Here is a 17,953-nt window from a genome sequence, read left to right on the forward strand (position 1 = left end):
TGCGTTCCCCTCCCTCCTCCGCGATCTTGCAATTGCTGCCCCGACAAACCGGAGCGAAAGCCGCGGAAGCGGGGCCGAAACTGCAAGATCAGCGGGGCGGGGGCGGGGGATGCGGGAAGGGCGTCAGGAGCCGAAGCGGCGTTGGCGGGTGGCGTAGGAGCGCAACGCGCGGAGGAAGTCGACGCGGCGGAAGTCCGGCCAGTTGAGTTCGCAGAAGTAGAACTCGGAGTGGGCGCTCTGCCAGAGCATGAAGCCGGAGAGGCGCTGCTCGCCGCTGGTTCGGATGATCAGGTCCGGGTCGGGCAGGCCCTTGGTGTAGAGGTGCTCGGAGATGTGGTCGACGTCGATCGAGCTGGCCAGCTCCTCGATGGTCCCGCCGGTCGCCGCGTGCTCCAGCAGCAGCGAGCGGACCGCGTCGGCGATCTCGCGCCGGCCGCCGTACCCGACGGCGATGTTGACCTGCGCGCCGCCGCTGCGGGCCCGGGTGCGCTCCTCGGCGGCCTTGAGCGCGGCGGCGTGTTGCGCCGGCAGCACGTCGAGCGCGCCGACCATCCGCAGCCGCCAGGGGTTGCCCTCCTCGGCCAGCTCGGTGGTGAGGTCCTCGATGATCTGGAGCAGCGGGTCCAGCTCGGCGGCCGGCCGGGACAGGTTGTCGGTGGAGAGCAGCCAGAGCGTCACATGTCCGACGCCGGCGGCGTCGCACCAGCGCAGCAGCTCCTTGATCCGCTCCGCGCCCATCCGGTGGCCGTCGTTCGGATCGACGAACCCCATCTCCCGGGCCCATCTGCGGTTGCCGTCACACATCACGCCGACGTGCCGGGGCACCGGCTTGCCCGCGAGCTTCGCCGTCAGCCGGCGCTCGTACACGGAGTAGAGGAGTTTCCGCAGAGTCATCACCTTGCAGGGTAGCGACCCGGATTGAAGATCAGTGCCGCGGTGGCGCATCCCGCCCGACGAGACCGAAGCCGATCATGGCCAGAGTGCGGGCGTCGAGACGTCCGTCACCCAGTCCCAGCTCCATCACCGTGCGGTAGACCCGGTCGTCGCGCCGGGCGGCGCGTACCGCCGCGTCCACCACCCCGCGCCGCCGGGCCAGCCACACCGCGACCGAGCTGTGCCGCAGGTGGGTGCCGAGGCGGCGGCGCAGCGCGTCGGCGTACCGGCGGGCCGCGTGCGCCGGGGTGCCGGCCGCCGCCGCGCCGGCCAGGGCCCCGGAGCGCAGCGCGTAGAAGATCCCCTCACCGGTGAGCGGGTTGATCAACGAGAGCGCGTCGCCGGCCAGCACCACCCGGCCCCGGCCCGGTGCCGGCCGGTGCGTGGAGAACGGCAGGTGGTGCGCCCGCAGGTCGGTGACCGCGGCCGGATCGGTGCCGGGGAGCAGGGCGGCCAGCCGGTCCAGCAGGTGGGCGCGGGTCAGCGGCTGATCGCGCAGGACCTCCCCGTACCCGACGTTCGCGCGGCCGTCACCGATCGGGAAGGACCAGGCGTACGCCGGCCAGCGCGCCGTCGAGGTGACGATCATCTGCTCGGGCGGACCGGGCCGGGCCGGGGCGTAGCCGCGGATGGCGAGCGCGAGGTGCCGGTCCGGGTTCACCGGGTGGCCGAGCGCCCGGCGCAGCATCGAGCCGGCGCCGTCCGCCCCGACCACCGCCCGCGCGGCCAGTTCCCCGTCCAGCACCACCCGGTCGTCGCGGAGCTCCACCCGGCGTACGGTGTGCCGGCGCAGCTCCGCTCCGGCGGCGGTCGCCGCCGCCACCAGCCGGGCGTCGAACACCTGCCGGGGCACCGTGTACGCGGCCCGGGGCAGCGTCCGGGCCACCGTGCCGCCGCCGGGACCGACGAGGCGCAACGCGGGCACCGGAGCGTACCCGTCGACCGCCCCGGTCACGCCGAGTTCGGCGAGGACGTCCAGCGCGTGCGCGGCGATCCCGTCCCCGCACGCCTTGTCCCGCGGAAAGTCGTATCGGTCCACCAGCAGCACCCGCGCCGCCCCCGCCCGCCGCGCCGCCAGGGCGGCGGCCGCCCCCGCGGGCCCACCCCCCACCACGATCACGTCCCAGATCTCCCCCACCCCGCCATCCTCCCCGCCCCGCCCCCGCCCACTCGGCGCGCCGCGCCCGCCGAGCGGCGTTGATCAAGGGGTTTGCGTCAGGAATCGGCCGTTCCCCGACGCAAACCTCTCGGTCAACGCGGTGGTGGGGTGGGGGTCGGGGCGCGACCGGTGGCGCGGGCCAGGGAGTAGAGGGTGAGGAGGGCGGCGGCCAGGAGGGGGCCGCCGTCGCGGATCAGGCCGTCGAGGCCGAGGAGCCACCAGCAGAGGGGGAGGTCGACGGCGAGGGTGGCGAGGGTGATGGCGACCAGCAGTTTGCGGGCCCAGCGGCGGTCACGCAGCAGGAACGCGGTGCAGAAGAGCACCGCGTAGCTGACCGCGATGCCGGCGCCGAACCAGAAGAGCACCGCCGGCACCGCACTGAGCCGGCCGTCCAGGATGGAGCCGGCCGCGACCAGGGCCGGGACCAGCATCAGCGGGCTGTAGGTGAACGCGGCGACCCGGGCGGTGAGCAGCCAGCCGGTCACCGGCGGGCGCTTCGGCACGACCTCCCGCCAGGAGATCGTGCCGCCCTCGATCACCAGGCCCTTGCGGTGCCGGACCAGGTGCCCGCCCACCGCGTCGGAGCGGTAGAGCAGCGCCACCACGGCCACGCAGAGCGCGGTGAGCACCCCGAAGCCCAGCAGGCCGGGCAGCGGCGGCACCCCCGCCCGGGGTACGACCAGCCGCCCCACCGCGAAGACCGTGGTGATCGCGAGGATCAGCCCGAACGGCCGGGCCGCCACCCGACCCCGGTTGACGTGCCCGATCAGCACCAGGAAGCCGAGCGAGCGGAGCATCGCCCAGCCGGTACGGACGGCGAGGCCGAACTCCTGTTCCGGGGCGTACCAGTAGTTGAGCAGCTCGACCACGACGGTGGCCGCCGCGGTGACGGCGAGCAGCGTGGTCAGCGCCCGGACGGCGGACGGCCGCCGGACCTCGACAGGTTCGGCGGCCGTCCTCATGACATCCGATGTTGCCCGGTGCGGGCAACCGTCACACCTCTACCGCTGCGGCTCCGCGTCGAGCCGGGCGCGCAGGGCGTCCAGCTCGGCCCAGAGGACGCCGGGGAGCTTGTCCCCGAACTTCTCGAACCACTCGGTGACCAGCGGCAGTTCCTTGCGCCACTCCTCCGGGTCGACCTTGAGGGCGATCCGGACGTCCTCCGGGGTCATGTCCAGGCCCTCGACGTCCAGCGCGTCCTGGGCCGGGACCATGCCGATCGGGGTCTCCACCGCGTCGGCGGTGCCCTCGATCCGCTCGACAACCCACTTGAGCACCCGGGAGTTCTCGCCGAAGCCCGGCCAGAGGAAGCTGCCCTCCGGATCCTTGCGGAACCAGTTCACGTAGTAGATCTTGGGCAGCTTGGCCGCGTCGCCGTCGGCGCCCTTGCCCATCTCGATCCAGTGCCGGAAGTAGTCCCCGGCGTGGTAGCCGATGAACGGCAGCATCGCCATCGGGTCGCGACGGACCACGCCGACCGCGCCGGAGGCGGCGGCCGTGGTCTCGGACGAGAGCGTGGCACCCATGTAGACGCCGTGCACCCAGTCGCGGGCCTCGGTGACCAGCGGGACGGTGTCCCGGCGACGGCCGCCGAAGAGGATCGCGTCGATCGGCACCCCGTTCGGGTCGTAGTACTCCTCGGCCAGGATCGGGCACTGGGTGATCGGGGTGCAGAACCGGCTGTTCGCGTGGGAGGAGGTGTTCTCGCTCTCCGGCGTCCAGTCGTTGCCCTTCCAGTCGATCAGGTGCGCCGGCGGCTCACCCATGCCCTCCCACCAGATGTCGCCGTCGTCGGTGAGGCCCACATTGGTGAAGATGGAGTTGCCGCGGTCGAGCGTCCGCATGGCGTTGGCGTTGGTCTTCCAGTCGGTGCCGGGCGCGACGCCGAAGAGGCCGTACTCCGGGTTGACCGCGTAGAGGCGGCCGTCCTCGCCGAACCGCATCCAGGCGATGTCGTCGCCGATGGTCTCGACCTTCCAGCCCGGGATGGTCGGTTCCACCATGGCCAGGTTCGTCTTGCCGCAGGCCGACGGGAACGCGCCGGCGATGTGGTAGACCTTGCCCTCCGGCGAGGTGATCTTGAGGATCAGCATGTGCTCGGCGAGCCAGCCCTCGTCCCGCCCCATCACGCTGGCGATCCGCAGCGAGTAGCACTTCTTGCCGAGCAGCGAGTTGCCGCCGTAGCCGGAGCCGAAGGACCAGATCTCCCGGGTCTCCGGGAAGTGCGAGATGTACTTCGTCTCGTTGCACGGCCACGCCACGTCCTGCTGGCCGGGGGCGAGCGGGGCGCCGATGGAGTGCAGGGCGTGCACGAAGTCCGCCTCGTCACCCATCGCGTCGAGCACCTTCGCGCCCATCCGGGTCATGATCCGCATCGAGGCGACCACGTACGGGCTGTCGGTGATCTCGACGCCGAACATGGGGCTCTCGGCCTCGACCGGGCCCATGACGAACGGGATGACGTACATGGTGCGCCCGCGCATGCTGCCGCGGTAAAGGTCCGTCATCGTCCGCTTCATCTCGGCCGGCGCCATCCAGTTGTTGGTGGGGCCGGCGTCCGCCTCGTCGACGGAGCAGATGAAGGTGCGCTCCTCGACCCGGGCGACGTCCGTCGGATCCGTCCGCGCGTAGAACGAGTTGGGCTTCTTCTCAGGGTTCAGCCGGACCAGTGTGCCCTTTTCGACCAGTTCGTCGGTGAGGCGGCGCCACTCCTCATCGGACCCGTCCACCCAGACCACCCGGTCGGGGGTGGTCAGTTCCGCGACCTCACGTACCCAGGCGAGCAGTTTGGGGTGGGATGTCGGGGCCTGATCGATACCCCGAACAGTAGCCGGAGCAACCATGTCACATCTCCTTGTGGTCGACGCTGACCGATGTATGGGATGCACGAGTACTGGCGAGCGTGTCCTCGCCGTCGTGGAAACCTGGGATTGGGCTCAGCGTAAACCGGGCTGCCTCGCGAGTCAGTGGGACTGGTTGTGAAGAACTGCACAAGGTAGGGCCACGCTGCGGCATCGCGATCTGATACCCGCTTTCGCGCGCAGTTTCACGCAAATCCTGCGGAGAACCTTCGACGGGCCCCCACGACGCCGCCCCCCAGAGGTGCGCGATCCGCGTAAGCGCGCGCCGGGGTCGGGAAAGTCGATTCGGTGATCCCGTCCACAATTCCGCCACACGCGGTTACGCTCCGCTCACGGAGATCGCGGCGGGGAGCCGGCCGCCGGACGGCGCCATGACCGCCACGGGGCGCCCGCCGGGCACGAGTGGGCGCGGTGGCCGTTGTTACCGCTCCCATCAAGACCGAACCGGTACTCTCGGCGGGTGGCCGCGACGATGACCCGGAACCAGCCGGTGGCTCCGCAGACCCGTCGGGGTCTGCTCCGCGCGCTGCTCGACCGGTTCGGCCACCTGGTCCACGAGATGAGCAAGTTCGCCACGGTGGGCGGGCTCGCCTTCCTCGTCGACCTCGCGCTCTTCAACTACCTGGCCAGCGTCCGGCACATGCCACCGGTGGCGGCGAAGACCATCTCCACCGTGATCGCGGCGACCCTGGCGTTCCTCGGCAACCGGTTCTGGACCTGGCGGCACCGCCAGCGCTCCCACCCGGCCCGCGAGTACGCGCTGTTCTTCTTCTTCAACGGAGTGGGCCTCGGCATCGCGGTGGCCTGCCTCGCGATCAGCCGCTACGGCCTGGGCAGCGTCTGGCCCGGGGTCTTCCAGACCCCACTGGCGGACAACATCGCCAGCTTCGTCGTCGGCACCGGGCTCGGCACGCTGTTCCGATTCTGGTCCTACCGGCGGTTCGTTTTCGTGGAGGCGGGAACTCCCCCCGTTCCGGGAACGAGCCACGACCGAGAGTCCGGGGCGTGACCTACCGCCCACCCCGTCCGGCCGGGCCGAGTCGGCCCCGCCCGCTGCCCTAAGGTGTTGCGCATGCCTCTTGTCCGTCTGCTGCCCGAGCGCTGGCAGAAGTTCGTCCACGAGGCGCTCAAATTCGGCATCGTCGGCGGCATCAACACCGTCATCAATTACGCGGTGTTCAATGCGCTGGCACTCACCGTTTTCCGTAACGGCCAGCTCAAGGCGACCGTCGTCGCGACCATCGTCGCGACGATCACGTCATATCTGATGAACCGTCACTGGACGTACCGGGACCGACCGAAGTCGGCGTTGAAGCGGGAGTACGTCCTGTTCTTCCTGTTCAACGCCACCGGCCTGCTGATCGAGCTCGGCGTCCTGGCCGCGGCGAAGTACGGGCTCGGCGTCACCAGCCTGTTGATGCTGAACGTCGCGAAGACCGGCGGCGTCCTGCTGGCCACCCTGTTCCGTTTCTGGTCGTACCGGACCTTCGTCTTCCAGCCGATCCCCCGGCACGCCGAGGAGACCTGGCACAGCATCCCGCGCGACGAGTGGGACAACGTGGCGGAGCTGGACCCGGTGGCGGAGCTGGCCGAGTCGGTCAGCGAGCTGGAGGAAACGGAGCCCCGCCCGGGTGTGGTCGGCAAGCTGCGGCCCGACTACACCCCGCCCCAGGGCCGCCCCGCTCCGGCCGACGCCGCCCTGGGCCGCACGTTCGGCACCGACCTGACCTCCGGGCTGCAGCCCACCCCGCGCCGCCCGCGCCGCTGACGCGCGGCCCTCGGGGCCGAGGGCCGAAGAAGTCCGCGTCGGGTGGTCCGACGCGGACTTCTCGATCGGCAGATGACCCGGCAGGTCAGGCGGAGGGGTCGCGGAGCGGTTTGCCCTCGCGCATGTCGGCCAGGATCTCGCGCATCTCGCCATCACCCAGGCTGTGCTTGTCGTGGTGCGCCTCGACCAGCTCGTAGAGCTTCGTCTGCACCCGGTCGACGCGCGGCACGTCGTTGAGCACCGACTGGCCCCGCTCGCCGGCCGACTCGATGGTCAGGGTGCCGCAGCCGAGCAGCCGCTCCAGGAAGCGCTGGTGCATGGAGTGGTCGTTGATCCGGGTCAGCGGCAGGTCCCGCCGGTTGCGGGAGAAGACACCCTCCTGGAGCAGCACCCGCTCGTTGGTGAAGAGGTAGTGGGTGGTGCGCCAGACCAGGAACGGCCACAGGCCCAGCCAGAGCATCAGCACCAGGGCCAGAGCGGCGATCACGTAGAGCGCGATGGTGGCGCCGCCGCCCTCGGGCAGCAGGACCCAGCCCGCGACCACCGCCGCGACGGCGAGCACCAGCACCAGAATGGGCCGGATCAGGGCCTTCCAGTGCGGGTGCAGGTGCAACACGACGTGCTCGTCCTCGGTGAGCACGTCTTCGGGGAACGCCACGGGAACCTCCTCGCAGAACAGGACGCGCTGACCGTAACCGGTCGACGCTCGCCCGCGGGATCAGCCGCGCGGCGGGTGTTAAGAGGGGGCCCCTCCGCTGCCGGAGGCGTTAATAAGGGGCCCTTCCTTTCACCGCAGGTGCAGCACGTCGCCGGCGGCGAGGCGCAGCTCGCCGTCCGGGCCGTCGACCAGGAGCTGCCCGTCGGGGTCGACGCCGGTGGCGGTGCCGCGCACCTCGCTGCCGTCGGGAAGCAGCACCCGGACCTGGCGGCCGACGGTGGCACAGGCCGCCACGTAGGCGTCCCGCAGGCCGCTGGCCACCGCGTCCCCGCCGGCGTCGCGCCACCGCTCGTACCAGTCGGCGAGGGCGCGGAGCAGGGCGCGCAGCAGTGGATCACGGTCGGTGGCGGCGGCCCCGGCGAGCTGGAGCGAGGTGGCCGGGAGGCCGGTCGGGTTCTCCGGCAGCTCGTCGGCGCGGAGGGTGACGTTGAGGCCGATCCCGACCACGATCGCGGGCGGCTGGGCCGGGGACTCACCCGGTACCGCCTCGGCCAGCACACCGGCGCACTTGGCCCCGTCGACCAGCAGGTCGTTCGGCCACTTCAGGCGGGCGTCCAGCTCGGCCAGCCGGGCCACCGCCTCGACCAGCGCGACCCCGGCGAGCAGCGGCAGCCAGCCGTACCCCGCGGGTGGCACGGGCGACCAGCCGCGCTCCGCGACGGCCTCGCCCGGCCGGAGCAGGACGCTGGTCGCGATGCCGGCCCGGGACGGCGACTGCCAGACCCGGCCGCGGCGACCGCGCCCCGCGGTCTGCCGCTCGGCGACCACCACCAGGCCCTCCGGCTCGCCGGACCGTGCGGCCGAGACCACGTCGGCGTTGGTCGAGCCGGTCTCGGCCCGCAGCTCCAACCGCCGCCACGGCCCGTGCGGGGCGACCAGCGCGCGTTGCAGCCGGGCCGCCGACAGCGGCGGGCGGTCCAGATCGGTGTACGGCGAGCCGGCCATCCCGCCAGCCTACGGCCCCCGGGTCGGCGGGGTTGCCCGGAAGCCGGTGAGGCGCACTGCACAGCGGCGCCCGCCTGAACCATCGTTATATTCCGTGGGTGACTACCGAGACCGGGATCAACATCCACACGACCGCCGGCAAGCTGGCGGACCTGGAAAGTCGGGTCGACGAGGCGGTGCACGCCGGGTCGGCGCGCGCGGTCGAGAAGCAGCACGCGCGGGGTAAGAAGACCGCCCGGGAGCGGATCGAGATGCTGCTCGACGAGGGTTCCTTCGTCGAGCTGGACGAGTTCGCCCGGCACCGCTCCACCAACTTCGGCCTGGATAAGACGCGCCCGTACGGGGACGGCGTGGTGACCGGCTACGGCACCGTGGACGGCCGGCAGGTCTGCGTCTTCGCGCAGGACTTCACCGTCTTCGGGGGCTCGCTGGGCGAGGTCTTCGGCGAGAAGATCGTCAAGGTGATGGACCTGGCCATGAAGATCGGCTGCCCGGTGGTCGGCATCAACGACTCTGGCGGCGCGCGGATCCAGGAGGGCGTCGCCTCGCTCGGCCTCTACGGCGAGATCTTCTTCCGCAACGTCCGGGCCAGCGGGGTCATCCCGCAGATCTCCCTGATCATGGGCCCGTGCGCGGGTGGCGCGGTCTACTCGCCGGCGGTCACCGACTTCACCGTGATGGTCGACCAGACCTCGCACATGTTCATCACCGGCCCCGACGTGATCAAGACGGTCACCGGCGAGGACGTCGGCATGGAGGAGCTGGGCGGCGCCCGGACCCACAACTCGCGCAGCGGCAACGCGCACTACCTCGGCACCGACGAGGAGGACGCGATCGAGTACGTCAAGGCGCTGCTGTCGTACCTGCCGTCGAACAACCTGGACGAGCCGGTGGTCTTCTCCGCTGACGTGGATCTCGACGTCACCGACGAGGACCGCGAGTTGGACACCCTGATCCCCGACTCGGCCAACCAGCCGTACGACATCCACCGGGTCATCGAGCACGTCCTCGACGACGGCGAGTTCCTCGAGGTCCAGCCGCTCTACGCGCAGAACCTGGTGGTCGGCTTCGGTCGGGTCGAGGGGCGCCCGGTGGGTGTGGTCGCCAACCAGCCGATGCACTTCGCCGGCACGCTCGACATCGCCGCCTCCGAGAAGGCGGCCCGCTTCGTGCGCACCTGCGACGCGTTCAACATCCCGGTGCTGACCTTCGTGGACGTGCCCGGCTTCCTCCCCGGCACCGGGCAGGAGTGGGACGGCATCATCCGGCGCGGCGCCAAGCTCATCTACGCGTACGCCGAGGCCACCGTCCCGAAGGTCACCGTCATCACCCGCAAGGCGTACGGCGGCGCGTACGACGTGATGGGTTCCAAGCACCTCGGCGCGGACCTGAACTTCTCCTGGCCGACCGCCCAGATCGCGGTGATGGGCGCGCAGGGCGCGGTGAACATCCTCTACCGGCAGGAGCTGGCGAACGCCGAGGACCCGGCCGCCGTCCGGGCCGAGAAGATCGCCGAGTACGAGGACACGCTGGCCAACCCGTACATCGCCGCCGAGCGCGGGTACGTCGACTCGGTGATCCCGCCGCACGAGACGCGTACCCAGATCGTCCGCGCGCTGCGGGTGCTGCGCACCAAGCGCGAGACCCTGCCGCCGAAGAAGCACGGCAACATCCCGCTGTAGGGGCGGCTCGCGAGGCCCCCGCCGGACGTCCGGCGGGGGCCTCGACGCGTCAGCAGCCGGGGTTGGCGGCGACACACAGCCGGCCGGCCGCGGCGCGCGCCAGGTCGAGCAGCCGCGCCTGCGTCATGGTGTTTCCCGGCACGCCAGGCTGCAGGGGGTCTTCCGGAACCAGGACCGTGACCAGGTCGCCGACCCGGACGACCAGCCGGTCCTCGGGCCGGGGCGGGATGGCCACCGGCTCGCCGGTCGCCGGGTCCGCCTCCACGGACATGGTGTGCCGGAGCAGGATCGCCTGGTCACCGGCGAAGGCGCTCGCGGCAACCGTCCACTGGTGCACGACCGTCGTGTCGACCATCCCCTGATCGCGCTGAACCCGGCTCATCTGCCCCCATCCTGCGCAGGCCGCCACCGACCGGTCGAGGTCGGCGAAGAGCCGGTCCGCCGCCCCGGGATCCAGCCGGTAGACGTCCTGGCTGATGACCGGCCTCCGGTAGGGGGCGAAGCCGTCCACTTCGACGGTTCCCATCAGGGTCTGCGAGCGCGAGTAGCGCGAAACGGCCTGATCTGTCGGCAGCCCCTGCTCCTGTGCGCACGTCCGGAGGATGTCGTCGACCCGGACCCGCTCGTCGAGGCCCGTGTCGCCGAGCCGCTCGTCCGTCTCCGCCGGCACATCGGCCGGGGTCAGCATCGCCTCCGCGGAAATCTCCGCGCGTCCGCCGACGCCGGTGCCCGGTGGAGCTGGTGTCGGCGTCCCGGCCCGGCCGACGGCGACGGCGGAGACCGAGGCGACCGCCAGCACGGCCGCAGCGGCCGCCACCGCCGTACGCCGGCTGCGGCGGCGGGCCGTGGTCCGGATCTCGGCCGGCTCCGGCCAGCGGACCTCCCGCAGGTCCCGCTGCAACAGTTCGACGAATGTCACGTCGTCACGCATCTGCGGCCTCCTCCTCCAGATCCACGACGGCCAGCAGCCCGGCCAGCGCAGCCCGCCCGCGCGAGAGCCGGGCCTTGACGGTGCCCACCGGCGCCTCGGTCTCCCGGGCCACCTCGGCCACCGGCATCCCGAGCAGGTAGTGCAGCGCGATGGCGGTGCGCTGAGCCTCCGGCAGCCGGCGCAGTGCGGCCACCACCTCCAGCGTTCCGGTGCTCGGCGCGGGGACGCTCTCCTCCGCCCCGTGCCGCAGGTACGCCCGGGCCCGGCTGCGCAGGCTGCGCCAGCGGCTCACCGCGATCCGGCTCGCCACCACGCGGACCCACGCCTCCGGGTCGTCGTACCCGCGCACCGTCGACCAGCGCTGCCAGGCCCGGATGTACGCCTCCTGCACCGCGTCCTGGGCCTCGGCGAGATCGCCGGTGAGCACGTACACGAAGCCGAGCAGCCGTTGCCGGCTGCCCCGGTAGAACTCGTCGAATCCGTCGCTGTCGGGCACCTGCCACCTCCCCGTCTTCCCAGGGGACACGCCTGGCGGGCGCGGTGCGGTTGCCCGGTCAGCCGAGCATTTTCTCCAGCTCGACGAGCGGGAAGCCGCCGGCCGGGATGCCCTCGCGTACCGCCCGGCGGACGGCGACCTGGACGGCCGCGTTCGCCGGCGTCGGTACGCCGTGCAGCCGGCCGAGCAGCACGATCTCGCCGTTGAGGTGGTCCGCCTCGGCGGAGCCCGCGCCCCGGGCCAGGCTCTGCCAGGTGGAGCCCCCGGCCCGCTCCGCGCCGTCCACGGTGCGGTGCTGCACCTGGTCGCCCCGCTCGGCGGACTCCTCCTCCGGGGTGGTGTGGGCGATGCCGGCGGCGGCCAGCGCGGCCTCCCCCTCCGCGCGTACCCGGGTGGCGAGCGACTCGGGGATGTCCGCGCCGAGCAGCGCCTGGAGGCCGTTGCCGAGGTTGGCGAGCAGCTTGCCGTACTTCCAGCGCATCACGTCGTCGCGGACCGGGGCGACGAACCCGGCGGCGGCCAGGTCGGCGGCGACCGCCCGGCTGGTCTCGTCCGCACCGGACGGGTAGCGGCCCAGGTGCAGCATGCCCGAGTGCGGGTGACCGTTCGCCACCACCACACCGGGCTCCAGGTGGGTGGCGGGCAGCCAGACGCAGACCGGGTGCACCCGGGCGAAGAGGCGCAGCGCGGCCCGTTCGTTGGCCACGCCGTTCTGGGCCAGGACGATCGGCAGCCGCTCCCCTGCCGTGCCGCCACCCTGGACCGGGGTGTCCACCCAGGTGGCCAGCGCCGCCTCGGTGTCCTGCGACTTGACGGTCAGCACCAGGACGGTGTCCGCGGGCAGCGCCCGGTCGTCCGGCCCGGCCGCCGCGGGCAGCCGGCCGGTCAAGGTGCCGTCCGGCGTCCGCAGGGTCAGGCCCCGCTCCCGGATCGCGTCCAGGTGCGCGCCGCGGGCCACCAGCGTCACGTCCCGGCCGGCCTCCCCCAGCCGTACGCCGATGGTGCCGCCGACCGCGCCCGCTCCGATGATCACGTACCGCATCTGTCCGATTCTGCCTGTCGCCGATCAGGCCGCGACGGCGAGGTGGCAGAGCCAGCGTTGCCCGACGTCCGAGACGTCCCGCAGCAGCCGCTGCGGGGCGAACCCGGCGGCCCGCAGCAGCGCCTCGATCTCGTCGGCTTGGTACCAGGCGAAGAAGCGGTCGGCACCCTCCCCCGGCCAGCGTTCCCAGCTCTCCCCGTCGCCCTCCTTGACGCTGAGGAGCAGCGGCCCGCCCGATCGCAGCACCCGCCGGACGCCGGCCAGCGCGGCCGGCGCGACGGCCTTGGGCAGGTGCAGCAGGGCGGCCGAGCACCAGACCCCGCCGAACGCGCCGGAGCGGAACGGCAACCGCAGCAGGTCACCCTGCACCAGCGGTACGCCCACCCGCCGTCCCGCCTCCCGCAGCATCGCGGCGGACAGGTCGAGGCCGACCGGGGCGGCGCCCCGCGCGTGCCAGAAGGCCAGGTCACGACCGGGCCCGCAGCCGAGGTCGAGCAGTGGCCCGGCGAGCTGGCACCGGAACTCGTCCGCCACCGCCCGGTAGGTGGCCGGCACCTCCGGGTTCCGCGCGGCGAAGTCCCCCGCGATCCGGTCGTACGCGGCCCGGTTCCGGGTGATCACCTCGTCCATGCCCGGGCAGCCTAGCGACCGCCCGGGTTCTGCGAAGCCCTTGCCGGCTCGCCGCAGTCGGCCCGGCGTTGCCGCCCAGCGCGGCAGGCGGGCGGCGGCGGACCGGCGGCAGCGGGGTGGTCAGACCGTGAGGCCGAGGTCGGTGAGGATCGGGCCGGCGAGCAGCAGCGCTCCGACGGCCAGCGCGGCGAGACTGCCCACCATGAACAGGCCCACCCAGAACAGCGGCGGGAACGGCGTGAGCCGGGCGAGCTGGTCGGCGTCGGACTCCGGCATCCGGCCGCGGCTGCGCAGCCGTTGCAGCTCCACCACCGGGCGTACACCGCCGAACAGCAGGAACCACACCGACGTCCAGGCGAAGGCCGCCTGCACCTGCGCGGAGGCGTACCACGAGACGGCGAGCACGACGCCGCCGGTGACCAGCAGCGACAGCACGCCGAAGACGTTGCGGATCATCACCAGCATGGCCAGCAGCAGCGCCACCGCGACCCACAGCAGGAGGGTGATCCGGTTGCCGGCGAGCAGCCACGCGCCGGCGAGACCGACCAGCGACGGGGCGACGTAGCCGGCGAGCAGGGTGAGGATCATGCCGGGGCCGGTGGGGCGGCCCGCCGACAGGGTCAGGCCGGAGGTGTCCGAGTGCAGCCGGATGCCGCGCAGCTTCCGGCCGGTGAGCAGCGCCGTCAGGGCGTGGCCGCCCTCGTGGGCGATGGTCACCGCGTTGCGGGCGATCCGCCAGGGCAGCCGGGTGGCGACCACCGCCACGGCGACCACGGCGGTGAGCAGGACCAGCAGCGGCGGCGGGTCGGGCTGCGCGCTCAGCAGCTTGTCCCAGATGGTGGTCAGGCCGTCGATCAGGGGCATGGGCGGGGAGCCTACTCGCTGATCGAGTGTCACTTCAGGGCCGGCGGCCCGTATGGTGTGAAACTGATCGGGTGGCAAATGGAGCAGGAGGTGAACGCCGATGAGTGCGGCACCCCTTGAGCCCCATGTCGGCCTCTGGACCGAGGCCGACTACTTCGCCATGGGCGAAAGCCCCAACCGGATCGAACTGCTCGACGGGAGCCTGATCGTGAGCCCTGCCCCGAGCAGGCGGCACCAACGAGTGGCCCGCCGTCTGGCGAACAGCATCGAGGCTGCGGCCGAAAGCGTCGGACTCAACGTCTTCGACGCGGTGAACGTCCGCCTTGGCGTCAACCGGATCGTGATCCCCGACCTCGTCATCACCGAGGCCGACGACGACGGAACCGTCCTCGAGCCTCACGAGGTGGTACTGGTCGGAGAGATCGTCTCCCCGGGGAACGCGGCCGCCGACCGCCTGGTCAAGATGCAGCTCTACGCCATCGCCCGGATCCCGTGGTATCTGCTGGTGGAGCAGGACGGCGACAGTCAGTCGCTGCGGCTGCACCGACTCGACGGCGGGCACTACGTCGAGGACCGGATCGCCAAGGCCGGTGAGAACCTCAGCATCACCCAGCCGTTCCGCTGGGTACTTGACCCGGCGACGCTCCGCTGACCGATCCTGACCGGCCACCGCCATGACGACGGCCGTCCATGAAAATTTCCTTAGCACCCCTTGCGCTCTTGGGCAGTTACCTCCAAAGATGATGGTCAATCAATTGACGTCCATGGAGGCATCAATGGTCCGCAGACTCTCCGTCCGCCGGCTGCTCGCCGCCGGCATCAGCGTCGTCGCCACCGCAACGGTGGCCCTCGTCGCCACGGCCGGACCGGCCGCCGCGGCAACCACCCCCGGCATCGACGTCTCGCACTACCAGGGGACGATCAACTGGACCAGCGTGCGGAACGCGGGCATCCAGTTCGCCTTCATCAAGGCGACCGAGGGCACCAGCGTCAGGGACTCGGCGTTCAACACCAACTACGTGGCCGCCTACAACGCCGGTGTGATCCGCGGGGCCTACCACTTCGCCCGGCCGAACATCTCCTCGGGCGCGACCCAGGCCAACTACCTGGCCAGCAACGGCGGCGCCTGGTCCGCTGACAGCCGCACCCTGCCGGCCGCCCTGGACATCGAGGCGAACCCCTACAGCGGCGGCTACTGCTACGGCCTCAGCACCACCGGCATGCGCAACTGGATCCAGGACTTCCTCAACACCTACAAGTCCCGCACCAGCCGCTACGCCGTCATCTACACCACCACGAGCTGGTGGAACCAGTGCACCGGCAGCTGGACCGGCCCGTGGGCCAACCACCCGCTCTGGCTCGCCCGCTGGTCGAGCACGCCCGGCACCCTGCCCGCCGGCGCCCCGGTCTGGAGCTTCTGGCAGTACACCAGCACCGGCAGCGTCTCCGGGATCAGCGGCAACGTGGACCGCAACTACTGGAACGGTGACCGGACCCGGCTGATCGCCCTGGCCAACAACACCGCCTGACGTCCGCGCCGCGACCGGTCGGCGGCAGCGGGATCGGCTCTCACCCTTGGGTGAACAGCTGGTCCGGCTGCCGCCGCCGTCGTGTCCGGTGTCCGGTCAGGCCCTGCGTCGCGTGGCGACCGGCACGGGCGCCCCGGCCCGCCCGGTCAGGGTGGTCCGCCGGGCCAGCCGCCAGGTCGCCACCCCCGCGACGGCGAGGACCACGACACCGAGCACCGCAACCGGCGCGGACAGGCCGGCGCTCACCAGCAGCAGGACGATGTCCCCGAGCGCGACCAGCATCCACAGTGCCAACCGGGGTCCGGTGTCCTTGTGTCGGCAGCTCATGTCGTACCTCCTTCCGTCGTCGGAGGTTCAATACCCCCGACGACGGAGGGCCATGCGAGTCAGTTTCGGGGCGGGTGATTCCCCCGGCTCAGTTCGCCCGGTCGGGCTGGAAGCCCTTGATAATGGTGTTCCAGCTGGCCAGGTCGGCGCCCCAGGAACTCGCCGGCACCTCCCAGCGCAGGGCGAAGCCCCGGTTGCTGGCGGTGGCCACACCCCGGTTCCGGACGTGGAAGCGGACGCCGTCGCGGGTCTCCAACCAATCCCAGTCGGCACAGGTCCGGTACCAGTCGCAGGACTTGATGCCGATGAGCTGGTAATCGTTGACCCGGCTCCGGCGGGCCGGCTCCTGCTGCCTCCAGTCCGCGGCCGCGTCCTTCTTCGGCGAGTTGGTCCACTGGACGAGCAGCACCCGATTCGCGCCGCCGACCTCGTACAGCACCACCGAGTGGTCGGAGAGGTTGACCCGCGCCTTCCACCCCTTCGGGATCGGCACCTTGAAGCCGATCGGCCCCTCATACCACTGCCAGCCCGCCGGCAGTGCGAAACCGGTGGCAGAGGGGGTCGCCGACGGCGTCGGGCTCGGGGCGGCGCTGCTCGGGGCGGCCGAGGTCGGCGCGGCGCTGGTCGGGGCCGGTGCGGCCGGGTCGGAGGTGGCGGCGGACGGCTGCCCGCCGTCGCCCTTGTCATCACCGCTGTTGAGGAGCGGCACGGCCACCACGAGGCCGATCAGCAACAGCGCGACCAGCGCGCCGATCAGCAGGTTGCGCCGGCTGTGCCCCGGCTTCGTACCCGGAATGACGGCAGCCCGGCCGGTCGACGGCGCCGGACTGACCGGCGCCGCCAGGACCGAGGTCGGATTCTTCGGCGGCTGCGGCGGCTCGACCGGCGTGGCCGACACCGCCGGCGCGCCGTCGACCCGCGTCTCGTCGAGGGCGGAGGCGGCGTCGTCCACCCGGGTGTCGTCGGCGGCCGGCTGCGGCTCGGCATCGAGCTTCGCGGTCGGCTCGGCGACCGGCGGGCTCACCTTCGCGGTCGGCGTCGCGTCGGCGGAGCGGAGAGACTTCTCCGCAGCGGCCGGCGCGGCGGCGGCAGCCGTGCCCGGCGCGAAGGCGGGCGGGGTGGACGCCCGCTCGGCACGCTCATCGGTCGAGCGCGGCGCCGGCAACAGCGGTGGCCGCGGCACGCGCGGACCGTTCGGCCCCGGCCGGCGTGCGCCGTCCAGCAGCGGGATGCCCTTCGCGCGCCGGCCGGCGGCCTTGCGGAGCATGCGCTCCGCCACCTCAGCGGTGATCCGCTCGGCCGGGTCCTTGCGGAGCAACCCCTGCAGCACCGGCTTGAGCGGCCCGGCGTTCTTCGGCGGCGGCAGCGGCTCGGTGGCGAGCGCGGCCAGGGTGGCGATCGCCGACGGCCGCGCGTACGGCGACTTGCCCTCCACCGCGGCATAGAGGGTCGCGCCCAGCGACCAGAGATCGGCCTCCGGCCCCGCCGTGCCGTCCTTCGCCCGCTCCGGCGCGATATAGGCGGGCGAGCCGAGCACCATGCCCGTGCGGGTGACGTTCGGGTCGCCCGGGATGGTGGCCAGACCGAAGTCGGTGAGCACCACCCGGCCGTCGTTGCCGAGCAGCACGTTGCCCGGCTTGACGTCGCGGTGCATGATACCGGCCTTGTGGGCGGCCTTGAGCGCCCCCAGCACCCCGAGGCCGATCTCGACGGCCTTCGCCGGCGTCACCGGGCCGTCCTCGGCGATGGTGTCCTGCAAGGACTTGGACGGCACGTACTCCATGACGATCCACGGATCGCCGTCGGTGCGCAGCACGTCGAAGATGCGGACCACGTTGATGTTGTTGAGCCGGGCGATCGCCCGCGCCTCCCGCAGCGAGCGTTCCCGCATCTCGCGGCGCTCCTCCGGGGTGAGGCTGGGCGGCGGGACCAGTTCCTTGATCGCCACGTCCCGGTGCAGGACCTCGTCGCGCGCCTTCCACACCCGACCCATGCCGCCCTGGCCGAGCGGCGAGATGAGCCGGTACCGGTCGGCGACGAGTTGGGGAAGCGGGTTAGACATCGCTGA

Annotated in this window: 18 protein-coding genes; 5 read left to right on the forward strand and 13 right to left on the reverse strand. The window is 72.2% G+C overall.

Annotation, left to right across the window (positions count from 1 at the left end; all coding sequences use genetic code 11):
• Positions 1–123 precede the first annotated feature (123 nt).
• The 4 genes from Q2K19_RS06845 to Q2K19_RS06860 all read right to left on the reverse strand — a co-directional run bounded on the left by Q2K19_RS06845 (position 124) and on the right by Q2K19_RS06860 (position 4,935).
• Positions 124–894 carry an isoprenyl transferase gene (locus Q2K19_RS06845; protein ID WP_302768534.1) on the reverse strand — a complete coding sequence of 257 codons (771 nt, stop codon included), beginning with the start codon at positions 892–894 and terminating at the stop codon, positions 124–126.
• Between the two features lie 31 nt (positions 895–925).
• Positions 926–2,062, reverse strand: coding sequence for a geranylgeranyl reductase family protein (locus Q2K19_RS06850; protein ID WP_302772305.1), 1,137 nt, complete (start codon positions 2,060–2,062; stop codon positions 926–928).
• A gap of 122 nt (positions 2,063–2,184) precedes the next feature.
• Positions 2,185–3,054 carry a hypothetical protein gene (locus Q2K19_RS06855; RefSeq protein WP_302768536.1) on the reverse strand — a complete coding sequence of 290 codons (870 nt, stop codon included), beginning with the start codon at positions 3,052–3,054 and terminating at the stop codon, positions 2,185–2,187.
• A gap of 39 nt (positions 3,055–3,093) precedes the next feature.
• Positions 3,094–4,935, reverse strand: coding sequence for a phosphoenolpyruvate carboxykinase (GTP) (locus tag Q2K19_RS06860; RefSeq protein ID WP_302768538.1), 1,842 nt, complete (start codon positions 4,933–4,935; stop codon positions 3,094–3,096).
• A gap of 436 nt (positions 4,936–5,371) precedes the next feature.
• Between Q2K19_RS06860 and Q2K19_RS06865 the strand changes: the two genes are divergently transcribed.
• Positions 5,372–5,962, forward strand: coding sequence for a GtrA family protein (locus tag Q2K19_RS06865; RefSeq protein ID WP_368046130.1), 591 nt, complete (start codon positions 5,372–5,374; stop codon positions 5,960–5,962).
• A gap of 63 nt (positions 5,963–6,025) precedes the next feature.
• Complete coding sequence (locus tag Q2K19_RS06870; RefSeq protein ID WP_302768543.1) at positions 6,026–6,721, forward strand: GtrA family protein; 696 nt, start codon at positions 6,026–6,028, stop codon at positions 6,719–6,721.
• 85 nt (positions 6,722–6,806) lie between these two features.
• Here Q2K19_RS06870 and Q2K19_RS06875 read toward each other — a convergent pair whose 3' ends face one another.
• Together Q2K19_RS06875 and Q2K19_RS06880 are read right to left on the reverse strand one after the other, a co-directional pair.
• Positions 6,807–7,379 carry a PH domain-containing protein gene (locus Q2K19_RS06875; RefSeq protein WP_302768545.1) on the reverse strand — a complete coding sequence of 191 codons (573 nt, stop codon included), beginning with the start codon at positions 7,377–7,379 and terminating at the stop codon, positions 6,807–6,809.
• Between the two features lie 129 nt (positions 7,380–7,508).
• Entirely contained in the window at positions 7,509–8,384 is an 876-nt protein-coding gene (locus Q2K19_RS06880) for a biotin--[acetyl-CoA-carboxylase] ligase (protein WP_302768548.1), read from the reverse strand.
• A gap of 98 nt (positions 8,385–8,482) precedes the next feature.
• Here Q2K19_RS06880 and Q2K19_RS06885 point away from each other — a divergent pair, with 98 nt between their 5' ends.
• Positions 8,483–10,066 carry an acyl-CoA carboxylase subunit beta gene (locus tag Q2K19_RS06885; RefSeq protein WP_302768550.1) on the forward strand — a complete coding sequence of 528 codons (1,584 nt, stop codon included), beginning with the start codon at positions 8,483–8,485 and terminating at the stop codon, positions 10,064–10,066.
• A 49-nt stretch (positions 10,067–10,115) separates the two neighbouring features.
• On the opposite strand, the gene Q2K19_RS06890 is transcribed toward Q2K19_RS06885, so the two are convergent.
• The 5 genes from Q2K19_RS06890 to Q2K19_RS06910 all read right to left on the reverse strand — a co-directional run bounded on the left by Q2K19_RS06890 (position 10,116) and on the right by Q2K19_RS06910 (position 14,029).
• A complete protein-coding gene (locus Q2K19_RS06890) occupies positions 10,116–10,997 on the reverse strand; it encodes a hypothetical protein (RefSeq protein WP_302768551.1) in 882 nt (293 codons plus the stop codon).
• Complete coding sequence (locus Q2K19_RS06895) at positions 10,990–11,493, reverse strand: SigE family RNA polymerase sigma factor (RefSeq protein ID WP_302768554.1); 504 nt, start codon at positions 11,491–11,493, stop codon at positions 10,990–10,992. The genes Q2K19_RS06890 and Q2K19_RS06895 overlap by 8 nt, the downstream gene beginning before the upstream one ends.
• A gap of 58 nt (positions 11,494–11,551) precedes the next feature.
• The gene (locus tag Q2K19_RS06900) at positions 11,552–12,535 is read right to left on the reverse strand and encodes a ketopantoate reductase family protein (protein WP_302768555.1); all 984 of its coding nucleotides are present in this window, start codon (positions 12,533–12,535) and stop codon (positions 11,552–11,554) included.
• A gap of 24 nt (positions 12,536–12,559) precedes the next feature.
• Positions 12,560–13,165 carry a class I SAM-dependent DNA methyltransferase gene (locus Q2K19_RS06905; RefSeq protein ID WP_302768556.1) on the reverse strand — a complete coding sequence of 202 codons (606 nt, stop codon included), beginning with the start codon at positions 13,163–13,165 and terminating at the stop codon, positions 12,560–12,562.
• A gap of 120 nt (positions 13,166–13,285) precedes the next feature.
• Positions 13,286–14,029 carry a M50 family metallopeptidase gene (locus Q2K19_RS06910; protein WP_302768557.1) on the reverse strand — a complete coding sequence of 248 codons (744 nt, stop codon included), beginning with the start codon at positions 14,027–14,029 and terminating at the stop codon, positions 13,286–13,288.
• A 100-nt stretch (positions 14,030–14,129) separates the two neighbouring features.
• On the opposite strand from Q2K19_RS06910, the gene Q2K19_RS06915 reads away from it, so the two are divergent.
• Positions 14,130–14,681: a Uma2 family endonuclease gene (locus Q2K19_RS06915; RefSeq protein ID WP_302768558.1), complete on the forward strand. Its 552-nt coding sequence runs from the start codon at positions 14,130–14,132 to the stop codon at positions 14,679–14,681.
• 124 nt (positions 14,682–14,805) lie between these two features.
• Positions 14,806–15,558, forward strand: coding sequence for a GH25 family lysozyme (locus tag Q2K19_RS06920; RefSeq protein WP_302768560.1), 753 nt, complete (start codon positions 14,806–14,808; stop codon positions 15,556–15,558).
• A gap of 96 nt (positions 15,559–15,654) precedes the next feature.
• Here Q2K19_RS06920 and Q2K19_RS06925 read toward each other — a convergent pair whose 3' ends face one another.
• Together Q2K19_RS06925 and Q2K19_RS06930 are read right to left on the reverse strand one after the other, a co-directional pair.
• Positions 15,655–15,885, reverse strand: coding sequence for a hypothetical protein (locus Q2K19_RS06925; RefSeq protein WP_302768563.1), 231 nt, complete (start codon positions 15,883–15,885; stop codon positions 15,655–15,657).
• An 88-nt stretch (positions 15,886–15,973) separates the two neighbouring features.
• Positions 15,974–17,947, reverse strand: coding sequence for a serine/threonine-protein kinase (locus tag Q2K19_RS06930; RefSeq protein WP_302768566.1), 1,974 nt, complete (start codon positions 17,945–17,947; stop codon positions 15,974–15,976).
• Positions 17,948–17,953 lie beyond the last annotated feature (6 nt).

This window comes from Micromonospora sp. NBRC 110009 (assembly GCF_030518795.1).
Taxonomy (GTDB): domain Bacteria; phylum Actinomycetota; class Actinomycetes; order Mycobacteriales; family Micromonosporaceae; genus Micromonospora.

What these genes read in the sequence shown, in the direction of transcription:
- Q2K19_RS06845 (WP_302768534.1), bottom strand. Translation starts at nt 894, where the DNA reads ATGACTCTGCGGAAACTCCTCTACTCCGTGTACGAGCGCCGGCTGACG.
- Q2K19_RS06855 (WP_302768536.1), bottom strand. Translation starts at nt 3,054, where the DNA reads ATGAGGACGGCCGCCGAACCTGTCGAGGTCCGGCGGCCGTCCGCCGTC.
- Q2K19_RS06860 (WP_302768538.1), bottom strand. Translation starts at nt 4,935, where the DNA reads ATGGTTGCTCCGGCTACTGTTCGGGGTATCGATCAGGCCCCGACATCC.
- Q2K19_RS06870 (WP_302768543.1), top strand. Translation starts at nt 6,026, where the DNA reads ATGCCTCTTGTCCGTCTGCTGCCCGAGCGCTGGCAGAAGTTCGTCCAC.
- Q2K19_RS06880 (WP_302768548.1), bottom strand. Translation starts at nt 8,384, where the DNA reads ATGGCCGGCTCGCCGTACACCGATCTGGACCGCCCGCCGCTGTCGGCG.
- Q2K19_RS06890 (WP_302768551.1), bottom strand. Translation starts at nt 10,997, where the DNA reads ATGCGTGACGACGTGACATTCGTCGAACTGTTGCAGCGGGACCTGCGG.
- Q2K19_RS06900 (WP_302768555.1), bottom strand. Translation starts at nt 12,535, where the DNA reads ATGCGGTACGTGATCATCGGAGCGGGCGCGGTCGGCGGCACCATCGGC.
- Q2K19_RS06905 (WP_302768556.1), bottom strand. Translation starts at nt 13,165, where the DNA reads ATGGACGAGGTGATCACCCGGAACCGGGCCGCGTACGACCGGATCGCG.
- Q2K19_RS06910 (WP_302768557.1), bottom strand. Translation starts at nt 14,029, where the DNA reads ATGCCCCTGATCGACGGCCTGACCACCATCTGGGACAAGCTGCTGAGC.
- Q2K19_RS06915 (WP_302768558.1), top strand. Translation starts at nt 14,130, where the DNA reads ATGAGTGCGGCACCCCTTGAGCCCCATGTCGGCCTCTGGACCGAGGCC.
- Q2K19_RS06920 (WP_302768560.1), top strand. Translation starts at nt 14,806, where the DNA reads ATGGTCCGCAGACTCTCCGTCCGCCGGCTGCTCGCCGCCGGCATCAGC.
- Q2K19_RS06925 (WP_302768563.1), bottom strand. Translation starts at nt 15,885, where the DNA reads ATGAGCTGCCGACACAAGGACACCGGACCCCGGTTGGCACTGTGGATG.
- Q2K19_RS06930 (WP_302768566.1), bottom strand. Translation starts at nt 17,947, where the DNA reads ATGTCTAACCCGCTTCCCCAACTCGTCGCCGACCGGTACCGGCTCATC.